The sequence below is a fragment of the Microbacterium sp. H1-D42 genome, from assembly GCF_022637555.1.
Lineage (GTDB): Bacteria > Actinomycetota > Actinomycetes > Actinomycetales > Microbacteriaceae > Microbacterium.
This window is the reverse complement of the sequence record NZ_CP093342.1, coordinates 1,027,070-1,039,778: the sequence shown is the minus strand read 5'-3', so window position 1 is coordinate 1,039,778 and position 12,709 is coordinate 1,027,070. Positions and strand designations below refer to the sequence as shown.

The following is a 12,709-nucleotide window of genomic DNA, read 5'->3' as shown; positions in this document are numbered from 1 at the left end:
GTGGTCATCACGGCCCGTCACACGGCGGGCCGGGCGGTGCGGGCGGCATACAATCGAGCCATGGCGATAGAGATCCCCCGTGAACTCCTGCCCGTCGACGGACGTTTCGGCTGCGGCCCGTCCAAGGTGCGCCCGGCGCAGATCGAGGCACTCGCGGCAGCGGGTCTCGACCTGCTCGGCACCTCGCACCGCCAGGCTCCGGTCAAGAATCTCGTCGGCAGCGTCCGCGAGCACCTCTCCGACCTGTTCCGACTGCCCAACGGCTATGAGATCGTGCTCGGCAACGGCGGCTCCACCGCGTTCTGGGACGCCGCAGCCTTCGGCCTGATCGAGAATCGTGCCCAGAACCTCGTGTTCGGCGAGTTCGGCGGCAAGTTCGCCAAGGCGGCGGCCGCTCCGTGGCTGCAGGCGCCGGATGTGCGCAATGCCGAACCGGGTGCGCTCACGACCGCCGAGATCGTCGACGGCATCGACGTGTACGCGTGGCCGCACAATGAGACCTCGACAGGGGTCGCAGCGCCGATCCGCCGCGTGGACGCCGACGGCGCCCTCACCGTCATCGACGCGACCAGCGCCGCCGGCGGCATCGACTTCGACGTGTCACAGGCGGATGTGTACTACTTCGCTCCGCAGAAGAACCTCGGCTCGGACGGCGGGCTGTGGTTCGCCGCTGTCTCTCCGGCAGCCGTCGAGCGCATCGAGCGCATCGCCGCATCCGACCGCTACATCCCCGAGTTCCTGAGTCTGAAGAACGCCGTCGACAACTCCCGGTTGAAGCAGACCCTGAACACCCCTGCGCTGACGACACTGCACCTGCTCGACAGCCAGCTGGAGTGGATCCTCTCGAACGGCGGACTGAGCTGGGCCGGCGCCCGCACGTTGGAGTCATCGGCGCTGCTGTACGACTGGGCCGCAGCATCCGACATCGCGGCGCCGTTCGTCGCCGACCCCGCACACCGCTCCCCTGTCGTCGTCACGATCGACTTCGACGACGCGATCGATGCCACAGCGATCGCCAAGACGCTTCGCGCCAACGGGGTCGTCGACACCGAGCCGTACCGCAAGCTCGGCCGAAACCAGCTGCGCGTCGCGACGTTCGTGTCGATCGACCCGGACGATGTGCGTCAGTTGATCCGCTCGATCGAGTACGTGCTCGAACACCAGGGCTGAGGAGGGAGCCGGAGCGGCTCCGCCCCGGCTCTACTCGTCCTCGTCGGACTCTTCCGATTCGTCGGACTCTTCGGGTTCGCCCGACTCGTCGTCGTCATCGGACTCATCTTCGTCATCGGACTCGTCGTCGTCATCGGACTCGTCTTCGTCATCGGACTCGTCGTCGGCCTGGGGCTCGTCATCGTTCTCATCGAGCTCGTCGATGTCGACGCCGTCGAGGTCTCCGCCATGCAGGTGCCTCGAGCCGTCCTCGTCGAAGTCGGCGGCGTCGAGGTCATCCACGTCGTCGAGATCGTCGCTCTCTGCCTCGGCGTCCTCCGCTTCGGCGTCGCTCTCGCCCTGTGCGGCGAGTTCCGCCTGGTGGGCGCGGTACTCGGCGAGCCGCTCGGTCCACGGCACCCAGTCCGGTGCGAGCAGCGCGCCATCACCCGGCATCAGCTCGACCTCGAGCACCGTCGGCTCGGCGTCATCGACCTGGGCGACGCTGACCGTCCAGTACCATCCCGGGTAGCCAGGAAGCCGGTTCTCGAAGCGCAGCGACACCGCGCCGCTGGACTCCACTGTGTGTCCCGCGGCAGGTCCCACGGTCGCGGCCGGCGTGATCTCGTGCAGCGCGGCGAGCGCCAGCTCGCGCGTGGCCGAGGCGAATTCGTCAGGCGTCGAGGTCATCAGCGACCTTGCGAAGCACAGCGGGCAGCGCCCGACTGGTGGGGCGACCGTGGCGCAGAGCTCCGCTCGCGTCGTCGAGCATCTTCATCAGGTCCTCGATGATGATCGCCATGTCGTGGGAGTTCTTGCGGGCAGGCTTGACCCGTGCGGGCGGAGCGTCGAGCACCCGCACCGAGAGCGCCTGCGGGCCCTTGCGTCCATCCGCCAGACCGAATTCGACGCGGGTGTTCTTCTTCACCTCTGTGCCTTCAGAAAGGGCAGAGGCGTGCAGGAAGACGTCCTGGCCGTCATCGGATGCGATGAAGCCGAACCCCTTCTCGTCGTCATAGAACCTGACCTTGCCGGTGGGCATGCGAGAACCTCACTGAGATGATGGAAAGTCGCGCGGTGGCGCGACCCCCTCCAGCCTACCCGTCTGCACTCCCGCGTCAGGCGATACGCTGAGAGCGATGAGCAAGCAAGAGAACAGCCCTGAACCGCAAATCGGCAGGCTGGACCGATTCCTGGCGTACGCGGCGTTGATCCTTGCCGCCGCATCCATCCTCAGCTTCTTCGCGATCATCATCGGCACGGCGACAGGCATGAGCCAGGACTCGTTCGGCACTGGCGTGTGGCCGTTCATCGCGGCCCTGCCGCTGTACGGCCTGCCGCTCGCGTTCGTGATGATCATCGCGCTGCTGATCATCAGCTTCGTGCGCAAGGGACGCGCGAGCAAGAAGTCCTGATCCGATGAGCACTCACGCACGTCCGCTGGCAGATCGGCTCGCCGCGGCGAGCGATGCGCAGCTGGAACAGCTGCTGCGCATCCGCCGCGTGCGTGCCGATGTCGACTGGACCGACTTCTTCGATGCCGCCGAGGCTCTGCTCGAACCGTCGTCCATCGAGCGCGGCCTCGAGTCGCTGACCCAAGATGAGGCGCGGGCGCTGCAGAGGGCCGCGGCCGAGGATTCGGATGCCGGTGCCGATGCACCTCCTGCGCTGACCGATTTCACCCTCATGGACGACGCCGGCGATGTCCCGACCCCGGTGGCTGCACTGGTCCGCTCCCGCCCGGTGGTGCCCGATGCCATGGATGCGCCGATGCGGCCGGCATCCGAGGTCGCCACCGCTCGCGCCGCCGAGCGCGCGTTCACGACCATCGGTGACCTCGCCGATGTGCTGCTCGCCACCCGCTCGGCACCACTGGCGCTGGTCGCCACCGGCGCCCTGAGCGCCACCGAACGGCGGCGGTTCACCGTCAGCGGCAGCCTGGATGACCTGCGCGCTCTCGCCGAGATGGCAGGACTCGCCCGACCGGTCGATCGTGAGCTGCGCGCCACTGACGCCGCCGAGCAATGGCTGTCGGCCTCGTTCGCGCCGCGCTGGGCGCAGGTCACGACCGCCTTCCGGGACGCGCTGCCGCAGGGCCTGCGCACAGCTGACGGATGGCTCCCCGCGGCGCAATGGCCCGGTGCCCATCCTTGGGACAGGTCTTGGCCGGCTGCCGCAGCGCAGCTGCGCTCACTCGCAATGCGACTCGGCCTGTTCACCGAAGACGACGCGGAGCCCGAGTGGGCGTCAGCCCTGCGCGCTGCGGGGTCCGCTGATGCAGCGGCCGTCGACACCTCTTCGCTGGAAGCGCTGCTGCCGACCGAAGTCGATCGGGTGTTTCTGCAGAACGATCTCTCGGCGATCGCCCCAGGGCCGCTGCGTCCGGCACTCGACAATCGGCTGCGCGCCATGACAGAGCATGAGTCAGCAGTGCAGGCGTCCTCCTACCGATTCACAGCCGACTCGGTCGCACGCGCTCTGGTCGAGGGTGAGACCGAGCGCGGCATCCTCGAGTTCCTGCACGAGGTCTCGTTGACGGGCGTCCCGCAGCCTCTGGAGTATCTGGTCGCTCAGACCGCCACGCGGCATGGACTGGTGCGCGTCGGGCCCGATTCCAGCGGCGGCACGATCGTCTCGAGCGTGGATGATCATCTGCTCGGCGCGATCGAGATCGATCGCAACCTGCGGCCGATGGGGCTGGTGCGCGACGGTGATCGGCTGACATCGCGGGTGGGTGCGCAGGCGGTGGCGTGGGCACTGACGGATGCCCGCTACCCGGCGACCCTGGTTGACCTCGACGGCGACGCTGTCTCGGCCGCCCGCACGCGCGTCGCCCCGCACGGCACTGCGGAGCCGGTGTCGTATGCGCCGCTGATCGGCCGGCTGCGCGCCCGTCAGGGACCGGATGCCGATGCCGCCTGGCTCGACCGGGAACTCGAGGCGGCGGTGCGCGCTCGCGCCCTGGTGGTCGTCGAAGTGGGGATGCCGGACGGATCGAGTCGTGAGCTCACCCTCGAGGCCTCCGGCGTCGGCGGTGGCCGGCTGCGTGGTCGCGACCGTGCCGCCGATGTCGAACGGACGCTGCCGGTGCGCAGCATCCGATCGGTGCGGGTGCTGGAGAGCTGACCCGAGCCACGGCCGGTAGACTGGTCTGCTATGTCTGATGGCCCCCTGATCGTCCAGAGCGACCGCACCGTGCTGCTGGAAGTCGCACACGCCGACGCCGAGTCCGCCCGCCACGAACTCGCGATCTTCGCCGAGCTCGAACGCGCGCCAGAGCACATCCACACCTACCGCATCACGCGCCTCGGTCTGTGGAACGCGCGCGCCGCCGGGCACACCGCTGAAGACATGCTCGAGACCCTCGACCGGTGGTCGCGGTTCCCCGTGCCGCCGTCGGTGGCCGTCGACCTGCGCGAGACCGTGAACCGCTACGGCCGCCTGGTGATCGAGCGCGATGACGAGGGCACCCTGGTACTGCACTCCAGTGACCCGGCTGTGCTCACGCAGGTCGCGAACAACAAGCGCATCCAGCCGCTGCTGATCGGGCATCCGAGTCCCGAGAGCTACGTGGTCGACGCGTGGGCCCGAGGGCAGATCAAGCAGGAGCTGCTGAAGATCGGGTGGCCCGCCGAGGACCTCGCCGGCTACACGCCGGGCACACCGCACGAGATCGAGCTCGACGAGAGCGGCTGGCAGATGCGGCCGTATCAGCAGGATGCCGTCGACGCGTTCGCGAAGGACGGCTCCGGCGTGGTCGTGCTTCCCTGTGGTGCAGGCAAGACGATCGTCGGCGCTGGGGCGATGGCCGCCACCGGTACCACCACTCTCATCCTCGTGACCAACACCGTCTCGGCACGGCAGTGGCGCGATGAGCTGCTCAAGCGCACCTCGTTGACGCGGGAGGAGATCGGCGAGTACTCGGGGCAGGTGAAAGAGGTCAAGCCCGTCACGATCGCGACCTACCAGATCCTCACGGCGAAGCGGAAGGGCGAGTACGCGCACCTGTCGCTGCTGGATGAGATGGACTGGGGTCTGATCATCTACGACGAGGTGCACCTGCTGCCGGCGCCCGTGTTCAAGCTGACCGCCGACCTGCAGGCCCGCCGCCGCATCGGCCTCACAGCGACGCTGGTGCGAGAGGACGGCCGCGAGGGCGACGTGTTCAGCCTGATCGGACCGAAGCGGTTCGATGCCCCGTGGAAGCAGATCGAGGCTCAGGGCTTCATCTCCCCCGCCGCCTGCTTCGAGGTGCGGGTCGATCTGCCGCCCGGCGACCGCCTGGAGTACGCGGCAGCGACGGACGACGAGCGATACCGACTGGCGGCATCCGCCCCGGCGAAGATCACGGCCGTGCGCGAGCTGATCGCGAAGCACCCCGGCGAGCGCATCCTCGTCATCGGGCAGTACCTCGATCAGCTCGAGAGCCTGTCGGATGCCCTCGGTGCACCGCAGATCACCGGCGCCACTCCCATCGATGAGCGCGAGGAGCTGTACCGGCAGTTCCGCGAGGGCGAGATCTCGCTGCTGGTCGTGTCGAAGGTCGCGAACTTCTCGATCGACCTGCCAGAGGCATCCGTCGCCATCCAGGTGTCGGGGTCGTTCGGCTCCCGGCAGGAAGAGGCACAGCGCCTTGGCCGGCTGCTGCGGCCGAAGCAGTCGAACCACACCGCCAGCTTCTACACGCTGATCGCGCGCGACACGGTCGACCAGGACTATGCCCAGAACCGCCAGCGCTTCCTCGCCGAGCAGGGCTACAGCTACACGATCATGGACGCGCACGACCTGGCTGCGTGAGGTCTCGCTGCATCGCGATGATTCCGCTCGCTTGAGACGGTCAACCCTCGTCTGACACTCTGCAAGTGACGGGCGCCGCTTCTGGCGCAGCTCTTCAGACACAGACGGGCACGGATCATGCGCACAGCGGCGATCGCGGTTCTCCTGCTGGTGACGGCGTTCACCCTCGGTGGCTGCGCAGCGACGTCGGTACCGGCGCCGCCCGGTGGTGCGCCGACTCCGACTGCGACCGTCGATGCCGGTGGCGCCGGCGTGGAGGGCATGAATCGCCCCGGGCCCTTCGTCATCCGCTACGACGGCACCGAGCTGCAACTGTCTCCGCACACCTGGTGCTTCACGAACGGATGCGCAGACGGTGTCGACGAGAATCCCCCGTCGGTCGGTTCATCGGACGAGCTGCTGGTGCGCTTCGACGAGGACGGCTTCGATTCGCTGGTGGCGTCGCAGTTCTCCGGCGATGACGACTACTGCGCCGGCCGCACCGTGGAAGCGACCGTGACTGACATCGGCGACGGCTGGTGGCGGGTGGAGCCGGCGGGCCCGGCCGATGACTACCGGCTGTCGTTGTTCGCCTTCGGCAGCGCCGGCGACGCGGCTGCCGATGTGCGCTGGACCGTGCCGGCCGATCTGCCATTGCCCGAGTCGACGGCGTCCGTGACAGTCATCGCCGATCACGACGGTCGCCCGGACTCGTACGGTGTCGAGTTGGGCGTGCAGAATCTCGAGGTCACGCCGTCCGACGCGTCGGCTCAGATCACCGTCACTGCGGCGAACGGGAAGTCGCACACCTTCGACGCGCGTCCGACCGAGGAGTGCGCGGGCGTCGGGGCGCTGCGGTTCGCGGCATCCGAAGCCGAAGGGCGAGCCGCAGCCGCCCTCGGCGGCTTCCCCTTCACCTACCGCGTCGAGCTCACGATCGACGGTGAGACGCATGTCGGCACAGGGACGTACCCCGACGACGCCCCACCGCGGGAGCTCGCTGTGCCGTTGAGTTTCGAGCCACCACTGCCGTGACCCTCGCGCGACTCAGCTGCGTTCCGCGCCGGGCCTGAGACCACACCGCCAGCACGGTGCAGCCAGATCGTCAAGCAGTGCGCCGCAGTCCGGGCACACCTTCGAGAGCCAGCAGGCGCTGTCGCCGCCCTCGTCGTCGTCCATGGATCGGATGCTACGCCTGCGGCGTCTGCATCGGGGGCGGGGGCTGGATCGGGTGCGGCGCCCGGATCGGGGCCGCCGCGGGCCAGCGCAGTGTGCGGATGCGTGCGAGCGAACTGCGCCGCCAGGCCCACTCGAGAGCGGCGACAGACGCGGCGAGCACGACCACCGAGGCCAGCAGGTCGATCGCGCCTCCGCCGGAAGAGTTCGCGTCGACGAGACCGAGTGCTGCCAGCACGAACACCCCGACATTGTTGACGATGTGCAGCGCGATCGCCGCCTCGAGCCCACCGGTGCGCCAGGTCAGCCATCCCGCGGCGAGCGCGAACGCGCCGACGCTGAGCAGGCCCCACACATCGTAGAGGTGGCCGAACACGAACAGTGGCAGCGGAAGCAGGATCGCGAACGCGGGATGCCGCAGCCACGAGCCGATGGCCTGCATGAGGAACCCCCGGAACACGTACTCCTCGGTGGTCGCCTGCAGCGGCACGAGCAGGATCACCAGCAGCAGCATCGGCCAGGCCTGGAAATCGCCCTCCGACACGACGATGTCTTGACCGGCGATGGCGGACAGGGCGATCTGGATCGCCATCCCCAGCACGAACACGACAACAGCGATGCCCAGGCCGCGCAGCATCCACCCCCACCGCAGTCGGCCATCGACGGACGACAGCAATCCGAGTCCGCGACCGGCGACGATCCGCGAGGCGATCAGCAGCGCCGGCAGCAGCAGGATGATCGACAGCATCGTCGCAGTGAAAGTCATCGGATCGTTCATGTCGAGCATGGCGGGATCAGCGGCCAAGCCCTGAAATGCAGCACCGATCTCTGGCACGAACACGGCCAGGAAGGCGAGCGGCACGATCAGCACCAGGGTCATCGCGAGATACAGCGCGACCCCCAGCAGCGCCACCAGCAGCGGCCGCCACCATCGAGGTCGGCGCCCTCGTGCGATGTTCAGCCGGTGGTACTCGACCGACTCGACGACCTCTGGTGCCGGAGGCGGCGGAGGCGGAAGGGGCAGCCCCGGCGGGACTGCAGGATGAGGCGCGCTGGCGGGCGTTGGGTCGGTCTCGGAAGGCACTCCCCCATCCTCGCGGTTCGACGCCCTGCGCGCACGTCGGTGCACGTGCCGGCCGGAACGTCAGCCGCGGGGCATCGACGATTCGATGCGCGCGAACCAGTCGAGCGCGAGCGCGGCGACGGCATCGGGGGCGTCGTCGGTGATGAAATGGGCGGCGTCGTCGACGAACGCCAGTTCGATCTGCTCGGCGCAGCGTTCGTGGTTCCGACTGATCCTCCTGACGTTCTTCTCACTGAACGGACAGTCCTGTCGTCCGAAGACGAAGAGCGTTGGCACCTGCAGCCGCATCCGCTTGTAATCTCCCCGCATCAGACGCAGGGCTTCGGGGATGACCATCCCGCGATACAGCGCACGCACGTTCGAGAGGACCTCCGGCCGCTCTTCGGCGACGAGATACCCCTTCAGAACCGTCTCGGGCAGTGCGTGCACGACGTACGGGCGATCGAGCAGGTATCGCATCGACCGAGGTGGACGATGCATGAGCAGCGCCGGCATGTGCCGGAAGGCCGGGGCGACGCCTGGGGTGAATTCCAAGAAGCCAGGCGGGACGGCCAGCTGCACCATGGCACGCACACGCTCGGGTCGCGAGTAGGCCAGCTGCATGGCTGAGATGGCGCCCATGTCATGGCTCATCACGTGCGCGCGGGCGACATCCAGCGCATCCAGAAGGGCCACGACGTCTTTCAGCTGCGTCTCCCGCCGCATTCCAGGAGCTTCGGCCGCTGTCCACCCCGATCCACGCAGGTCGGGGCAGATCACTCGGTACCCGCGTGCGGCGAGTTGCGGAGCGATCAGGCGCCACTGCCACCAATGCTCGGGAAAGCCGTGCAGCAGCACAACCGGATTGCCGTCGCCGATGACGGCTACATGGCATCGCGCACCGGGAATGCTGATCATGAGGTGTTCGAAGCCGGGCGCCTCCGGCAGCGGCGGCGACCACGATTCTCCGATGAGCTCCCGCGGGAATGCAGGCGTATCCATGATACGACCTCCACACGCTGTGCTGGCGGGGTCGGTGTGGCCCTGCGTCGACCCTACTACGTTCGTAGTGCAATTGCCACTATGAATATAGTTGCGTAGGCTCGTCGCGTGAGCAGCATCCGACATCGCGCCCTCGACGCCGCAGTGACGCTCGTGGGCACCGACGGTGTGCGCGCACTCACGCACGGCAGAGTGGATGCTGCCGCAGCCCTCCCCCCTGGTTCGACGTCCAATCACTTCCGCACTCGCGCGGCCCTGCTGGCCGGCGTGATCGAGTGGATGGCACAGCAGGAGCGCAGCGACGCCGACCCACCGCATATCCACACACGGGATGAATTCGTCACCGCGTTGACCGGCATGATCGCAGCGCAATCCGGCCCGTTCGCCGTACGGACCCGCGCGCGCTACGCGCTGTTCCTGGAAGCCGACGAAGACATCGCCCGGCCGCTGCGGGAGCAGCGCGAGAGCATGGAGCGCTGGGTGCGCAGCATCCTGCTCGACCTCGGAGGCGACCTCGCGACGACGCATACCGTCTTCCTGATGGCGACCTGTGACGGACTGCTGCTGCACCGGACCACGATCGACCCCGATGCGTCCGTCGAGGACGTTGTCAGCCGCGCGGTGGATGCCGCGCTGAGCGACTGACGCGCCGCACCACCGAAGACAATCAGCCCTTGCAAGGGCGAAGTCACCATAATGGGGACATGACTGATGCGCGCATTCTGGTCGTCGACGACGAACCGAACATCCGCGACCTGCTCTCCCGGGGTCTCAGCTTCGCCGGTTTCAAGGTGAGGACGGTCGCCAACGGTGCGGCCACCATCTCGGCGGTCCTCGAAGAGGAGCCGGACCTGATCATCCTCGATGTCATGCTGCCCGACATGAACGGGTTCAGCGTGACCAAGCGCCTGCGCGGGGCGGGCTTCACCGCGCCCATCCTGTTCCTCACGGCCAAGGACGACACCCAGGACAAGATCGAGGGTCTGAACGCCGGCGGTGATGACTACGTCACGAAGCCCTTCGCCCTCGATGAGATCGTCGCGCGTGCACAGGCCATCCTGCGACGCACCATGCAGGCCGACGAGGAGTCGCTCATCCGCGCCGGAGAGCTGTCGATGGACCAGGACACGCACGACGTGTTCGTCGGCAAGGTGCCGATCGAGTTGAGTCCGACCGAGTTCAAGCTGCTGAAGTACCTGATGCTGAACCCCAACCGCGTGCTGTCGAAGGCGCAGATCCTCGACCATGTGTGGGAGTACGACTTCAACGGCGACGCCGGCATCGTGGAGAGCTACATCTCCTACCTGCGGCGCAAGATCGACCCGCACACCGAGGAATCGGTGATCCAGACCAAGCGCGGCTTCGGTTACATGCTGAAGGTCGGCAAGTCCGCCTGATCGCTGGGACGGATGCGGCATGGCGAAAAGATCTGACTCCGTCACCCTGTGGTGGCGGCGGATCAGCTTGCGCGCCAAGGTCACCGGCGTCACCGTGGCGGTGCTCGCTCTTGGCCTGGTGATCGCCGGGATCGGCACTGTGCCGATCCTGCGCAACGCGATGATCAACAACATCGACGCGCAGCTGCCGGCACTGGCGACGACAGGGCAGGCCGAGCGCTTCTTCGACGTGTCCGCAGGTGATGACGGGCAGTTGATCTTCGAGCCCGCCGCCGACGCACCGCGGTCGACCGACTTCGTGGTGGCGTTCTATCAGACCGACGGCACCCTCATCACCGAGGCGGGCGGGCAGTCAGCCGAGCGCCGCCCGACATTCCCTGCGACCTTCACCCTGCAGCAGGCCAAGGCCAAAGAGGATCAGGTCATTCCGCTTGACGGCCCGGACGGCGTGGAGTTCCATGCCGCGGTGTCACCGCAGCCCGCCCAGAGCGCGCAGAACAGCCTGTACGTGCAGGTCGTCGCGCTGCCCTTGGAAGAGGCCGACCGCATCGTCGGCACCTACTTCGCGGTGTACACGACCGTCGCCCTTGTCACGATCCTGCTGGCCGCTCTGCTGACGAGAGTTCTCGTCACCCTGACATTCCGACGACTCGGTCACGTGGAGTCGACAGCGATGGCGATCGCGGCAGGCGACTTCAGTCAGCGCCTGACCGACCTCGAGCCGACCACCGAGGTGGGACGCCTCAACGCGGCGATCAACACCATGCTCGACCGGGTGGACCGCTCCATCGCGCAGCGGGACCGCACCGTGCAGAACATGCGGCGGTTCATCGGCGACGCCAGCCATGAGCTGCGTACTCCCCTGGTCAGCGTCCGCGGTTACGCCGAGCTGTACCGCATGGGCGCGATCCACGGCGAGGAGGACACCGCCAGAGCGATGGAGCGCATCGAGAAGGAGGCGATCCGCATGGGCGTGCTCGTCGAGGACCTGCTCGCACTCGCACGGCTCGACGAGGAGCGCTCTCGCGAGCTGCAGATCGAGCCGCTGGACCTGCGCCCGATCGCCCGCGACGCAGCGCTCGATGTGCGCGTCGCCGCGCCGGCGCGAAAGATCACCGTGATCGACACCACGGTCGATGATCCCGCCGAATCGCGCACTCGCCGGCCGGCCGGCCCCGCACCGACCGCCTCCATGCCCGCACCTGGTCGCGCCGCGGGGGCCCTGTCGCGACTGCGTCGGCGCCCGAAGCCGACGCCATCAGGCGAGGACGTGCCCTCAATCGACTTCACCGAGGCCACTGACGCCCCGGTGCGGACGCCCCCGATCGTGCTCGGCGAGGACAACAAGGTTCGTCAGGTGGTCACCAACCTGCTCGGGAACGCGCGGCGATTCTCATCGCACGATGCGCCGATCGAGATCGTCGTCGGTTCAGATCGTCGCCGCGGCGTCGGCACGATCGCCGTGGTCGATCACGGCGAGGGCATCCCCCCGCAGATCCGCGAGCACATCTTCGAGCGGTTCTGGCGCGCCGACACCTCCCGCGCACGCGAGACCGGCGGTTCGGGCCTGGGGCTGGCGATCGTGGCATCCATCATCGAGTCGCTGAACGGCTCGGTGCGAGTGGACGAGACACCTGGCGGAGGCGCGACCTTCATCGTTTCGCTGCCTCTGGCCCCTCCGCAGGCGACGCCGGCGCACCTGCTCGAAGAGACCCAGCCGCTGGAGCGCCTCGAGCTCTGACCGCAGTCGTCCTGCACAGTTCCTTCCAAGCTCGAGTTGTCCACGGACACCGACAATCGGCATCCTCGCGACCGCGCCGCGCTTCTAGAGTCGGAAGCCCGTTGAGAGGAGAACCCCATGTCCGTCTTCACCGTCGACACCGATGCGGTCCACGCGGCGCACGGCGCCGCACGCGCGACCATGGAACGTCTGCAGAGTGAGTCCACCGCTCTGATGGCGCAGTTGACACAGCTGCAGTCCACCTGGACTGGCACCGCTTCGAACGCGTTCCAGCAATGCGGCGAGCAGTGGCGCGGTGCGCAGATGCACGTCGAGCAGGTGCTCGCTTCCATCAGCACGGCCCTCGGCTCGGCCGCGAGCCAGTACGCCGACGCCGACCAGTACTCGGCCAGCCTGTTCCGCTGA

Annotated in this window: 14 protein-coding genes; 9 read left to right on the top strand and 5 right to left on the bottom strand. The window is 67.9% G+C overall.

The annotated features are described in order from the left end of the window. Window positions 1–60: 60 nt before the first annotated feature. Entirely contained in the window at window positions 61–1,170 is a 1,110-nt protein-coding gene (gene serC, locus MNR00_RS04955; protein WP_241928063.1) for a phosphoserine transaminase, read from the top strand. A gap of 30 nt (window positions 1,171–1,200) precedes the next feature. Here the strand turns inward: serC and MNR00_RS04950 are convergent, their stop codons facing one another. Beyond that, window positions 1,201–1,839 carry a DUF3027 domain-containing protein gene (locus MNR00_RS04950; protein ID WP_241928062.1) on the bottom strand — a complete coding sequence of 213 codons (639 nt, stop codon included), beginning with the start codon at window positions 1,837–1,839 and terminating at the stop codon, window positions 1,201–1,203. After that, the gene (locus MNR00_RS04945; RefSeq protein WP_241928061.1) at window positions 1,823–2,191 is read right to left on the bottom strand and encodes a cold shock domain-containing protein; all 369 of its coding nucleotides are present in this window, start codon (window positions 2,189–2,191) and stop codon (window positions 1,823–1,825) included. Before MNR00_RS04945 ends, MNR00_RS04950 begins: the two co-directional genes overlap by 17 nt. 97 nt (window positions 2,192–2,288) lie before the next feature. Between MNR00_RS04945 and MNR00_RS04940 the strand changes: the two genes are divergently transcribed. From MNR00_RS04940 to MNR00_RS04925, 4 genes are all read left to right on the top strand, one after another. Then, window positions 2,289–2,564 carry a multidrug ABC transporter ATPase gene (locus tag MNR00_RS04940; RefSeq protein WP_241928060.1) on the top strand — a complete coding sequence of 92 codons (276 nt, stop codon included), beginning with the start codon at window positions 2,289–2,291 and terminating at the stop codon, window positions 2,562–2,564. Window positions 2,565–2,568: 4 nt separating this feature from the next. Further along, window positions 2,569–4,275 carry a helicase-associated domain-containing protein gene (locus MNR00_RS04935; RefSeq protein ID WP_241928059.1) on the top strand — a complete coding sequence of 569 codons (1,707 nt, stop codon included), beginning with the start codon at window positions 2,569–2,571 and terminating at the stop codon, window positions 4,273–4,275. Window positions 4,276–4,305: 30 nt separating this feature from the next. After that, window positions 4,306–5,946: a DNA repair helicase XPB gene (locus tag MNR00_RS04930; protein ID WP_241928058.1), complete on the top strand. Its 1,641-nt coding sequence runs from the start codon at window positions 4,306–4,308 to the stop codon at window positions 5,944–5,946. A 117-nt stretch (window positions 5,947–6,063) separates the two neighbouring features. Further along, window positions 6,064–6,960 (top strand): hypothetical protein, encoded by an 897-nt coding sequence (locus MNR00_RS04925; RefSeq protein ID WP_241928057.1) that lies wholly within the window; start codon window positions 6,064–6,066, stop codon window positions 6,958–6,960. Between the two features lie 12 nt (window positions 6,961–6,972). Here the strand turns inward: MNR00_RS04925 and MNR00_RS17200 are convergent, their stop codons facing one another. Genes MNR00_RS17200 through MNR00_RS04915 form a run of 3 tightly spaced genes read right to left on the bottom strand, consistent with a single transcriptional unit; the run spans window position 6,973 to window position 9,166 of the window. Then, entirely contained in the window at window positions 6,973–7,104 is a 132-nt protein-coding gene (locus MNR00_RS17200) for a hypothetical protein (protein ID WP_277884364.1), read from the bottom strand. 10 nt (window positions 7,105–7,114) lie between these two features. Next, window positions 7,115–8,185 (bottom strand): type II CAAX endopeptidase family protein, encoded by a 1,071-nt coding sequence (locus MNR00_RS04920; RefSeq protein ID WP_241928056.1) that lies wholly within the window; start codon window positions 8,183–8,185, stop codon window positions 7,115–7,117. Window positions 8,186–8,245: 60 nt separating this feature from the next. Then, window positions 8,246–9,166: an alpha/beta hydrolase gene (locus MNR00_RS04915; RefSeq protein WP_241928055.1), complete on the bottom strand. Its 921-nt coding sequence runs from the start codon at window positions 9,164–9,166 to the stop codon at window positions 8,246–8,248. A 108-nt stretch (window positions 9,167–9,274) separates the two neighbouring features. On the opposite strand from MNR00_RS04915, the gene MNR00_RS04910 reads away from it, so the two are divergent. The 4 genes from MNR00_RS04910 (at window position 9,275) to MNR00_RS04895 (ending at window position 12,709) form a co-directional block, all read left to right on the top strand. Next, entirely contained in the window at window positions 9,275–9,811 is a 537-nt protein-coding gene (locus tag MNR00_RS04910) for a TetR family transcriptional regulator (RefSeq protein WP_241928054.1), read from the top strand. Window positions 9,812–9,870: 59 nt separating this feature from the next. Beyond that, window positions 9,871–10,563 carry a response regulator transcription factor gene (locus tag MNR00_RS04905; RefSeq protein ID WP_241928053.1) on the top strand — a complete coding sequence of 231 codons (693 nt, stop codon included), beginning with the start codon at window positions 9,871–9,873 and terminating at the stop codon, window positions 10,561–10,563. A gap of 19 nt (window positions 10,564–10,582) precedes the next feature. After that, complete coding sequence (locus tag MNR00_RS04900) at window positions 10,583–12,304, top strand: HAMP domain-containing sensor histidine kinase (RefSeq protein WP_241928052.1); 1,722 nt, start codon at window positions 10,583–10,585, stop codon at window positions 12,302–12,304. Window positions 12,305–12,421: 117 nt separating this feature from the next. After that, window positions 12,422–12,709, top strand: coding sequence for a WXG100 family type VII secretion target (locus MNR00_RS04895; RefSeq protein WP_241928051.1), 288 nt, complete (start codon window positions 12,422–12,424; stop codon window positions 12,707–12,709).

Bases quoted from the DNA above. Each gene is read 5' to 3' on its own strand.
- MNR00_RS04950 (WP_241928062.1), bottom strand. From the start codon at position 1,839: ATGACCTCGACGCCTGACGAATTCGCCTCGGCCACGCGCGAGCTGGCG.
- serC (WP_241928063.1), top strand. From the start codon at position 61: ATGGCGATAGAGATCCCCCGTGAACTCCTGCCCGTCGACGGACGTTTC.
- MNR00_RS04900 (WP_241928052.1), top strand. From the start codon at position 10,583: ATGGCGAAAAGATCTGACTCCGTCACCCTGTGGTGGCGGCGGATCAGC.
- MNR00_RS04940 (WP_241928060.1), top strand. From the start codon at position 2,289: ATGAGCAAGCAAGAGAACAGCCCTGAACCGCAAATCGGCAGGCTGGAC.
- MNR00_RS04930 (WP_241928058.1), top strand. From the start codon at position 4,306: ATGTCTGATGGCCCCCTGATCGTCCAGAGCGACCGCACCGTGCTGCTG.
- MNR00_RS04915 (WP_241928055.1), bottom strand. From the start codon at position 9,166: ATGGATACGCCTGCATTCCCGCGGGAGCTCATCGGAGAATCGTGGTCG.
- MNR00_RS04935 (WP_241928059.1), top strand. From the start codon at position 2,569: ATGAGCACTCACGCACGTCCGCTGGCAGATCGGCTCGCCGCGGCGAGC.
- MNR00_RS17200 (WP_277884364.1), bottom strand. From the start codon at position 7,104: ATGGACGACGACGAGGGCGGCGACAGCGCCTGCTGGCTCTCGAAGGTG.
- MNR00_RS04925 (WP_241928057.1), top strand. From the start codon at position 6,064: ATGCGCACAGCGGCGATCGCGGTTCTCCTGCTGGTGACGGCGTTCACC.
- MNR00_RS04895 (WP_241928051.1), top strand. From the start codon at position 12,422: ATGTCCGTCTTCACCGTCGACACCGATGCGGTCCACGCGGCGCACGGC.
- MNR00_RS04945 (WP_241928061.1), bottom strand. From the start codon at position 2,191: ATGCCCACCGGCAAGGTCAGGTTCTATGACGACGAGAAGGGGTTCGGC.
- MNR00_RS04905 (WP_241928053.1), top strand. From the start codon at position 9,871: ATGACTGATGCGCGCATTCTGGTCGTCGACGACGAACCGAACATCCGC.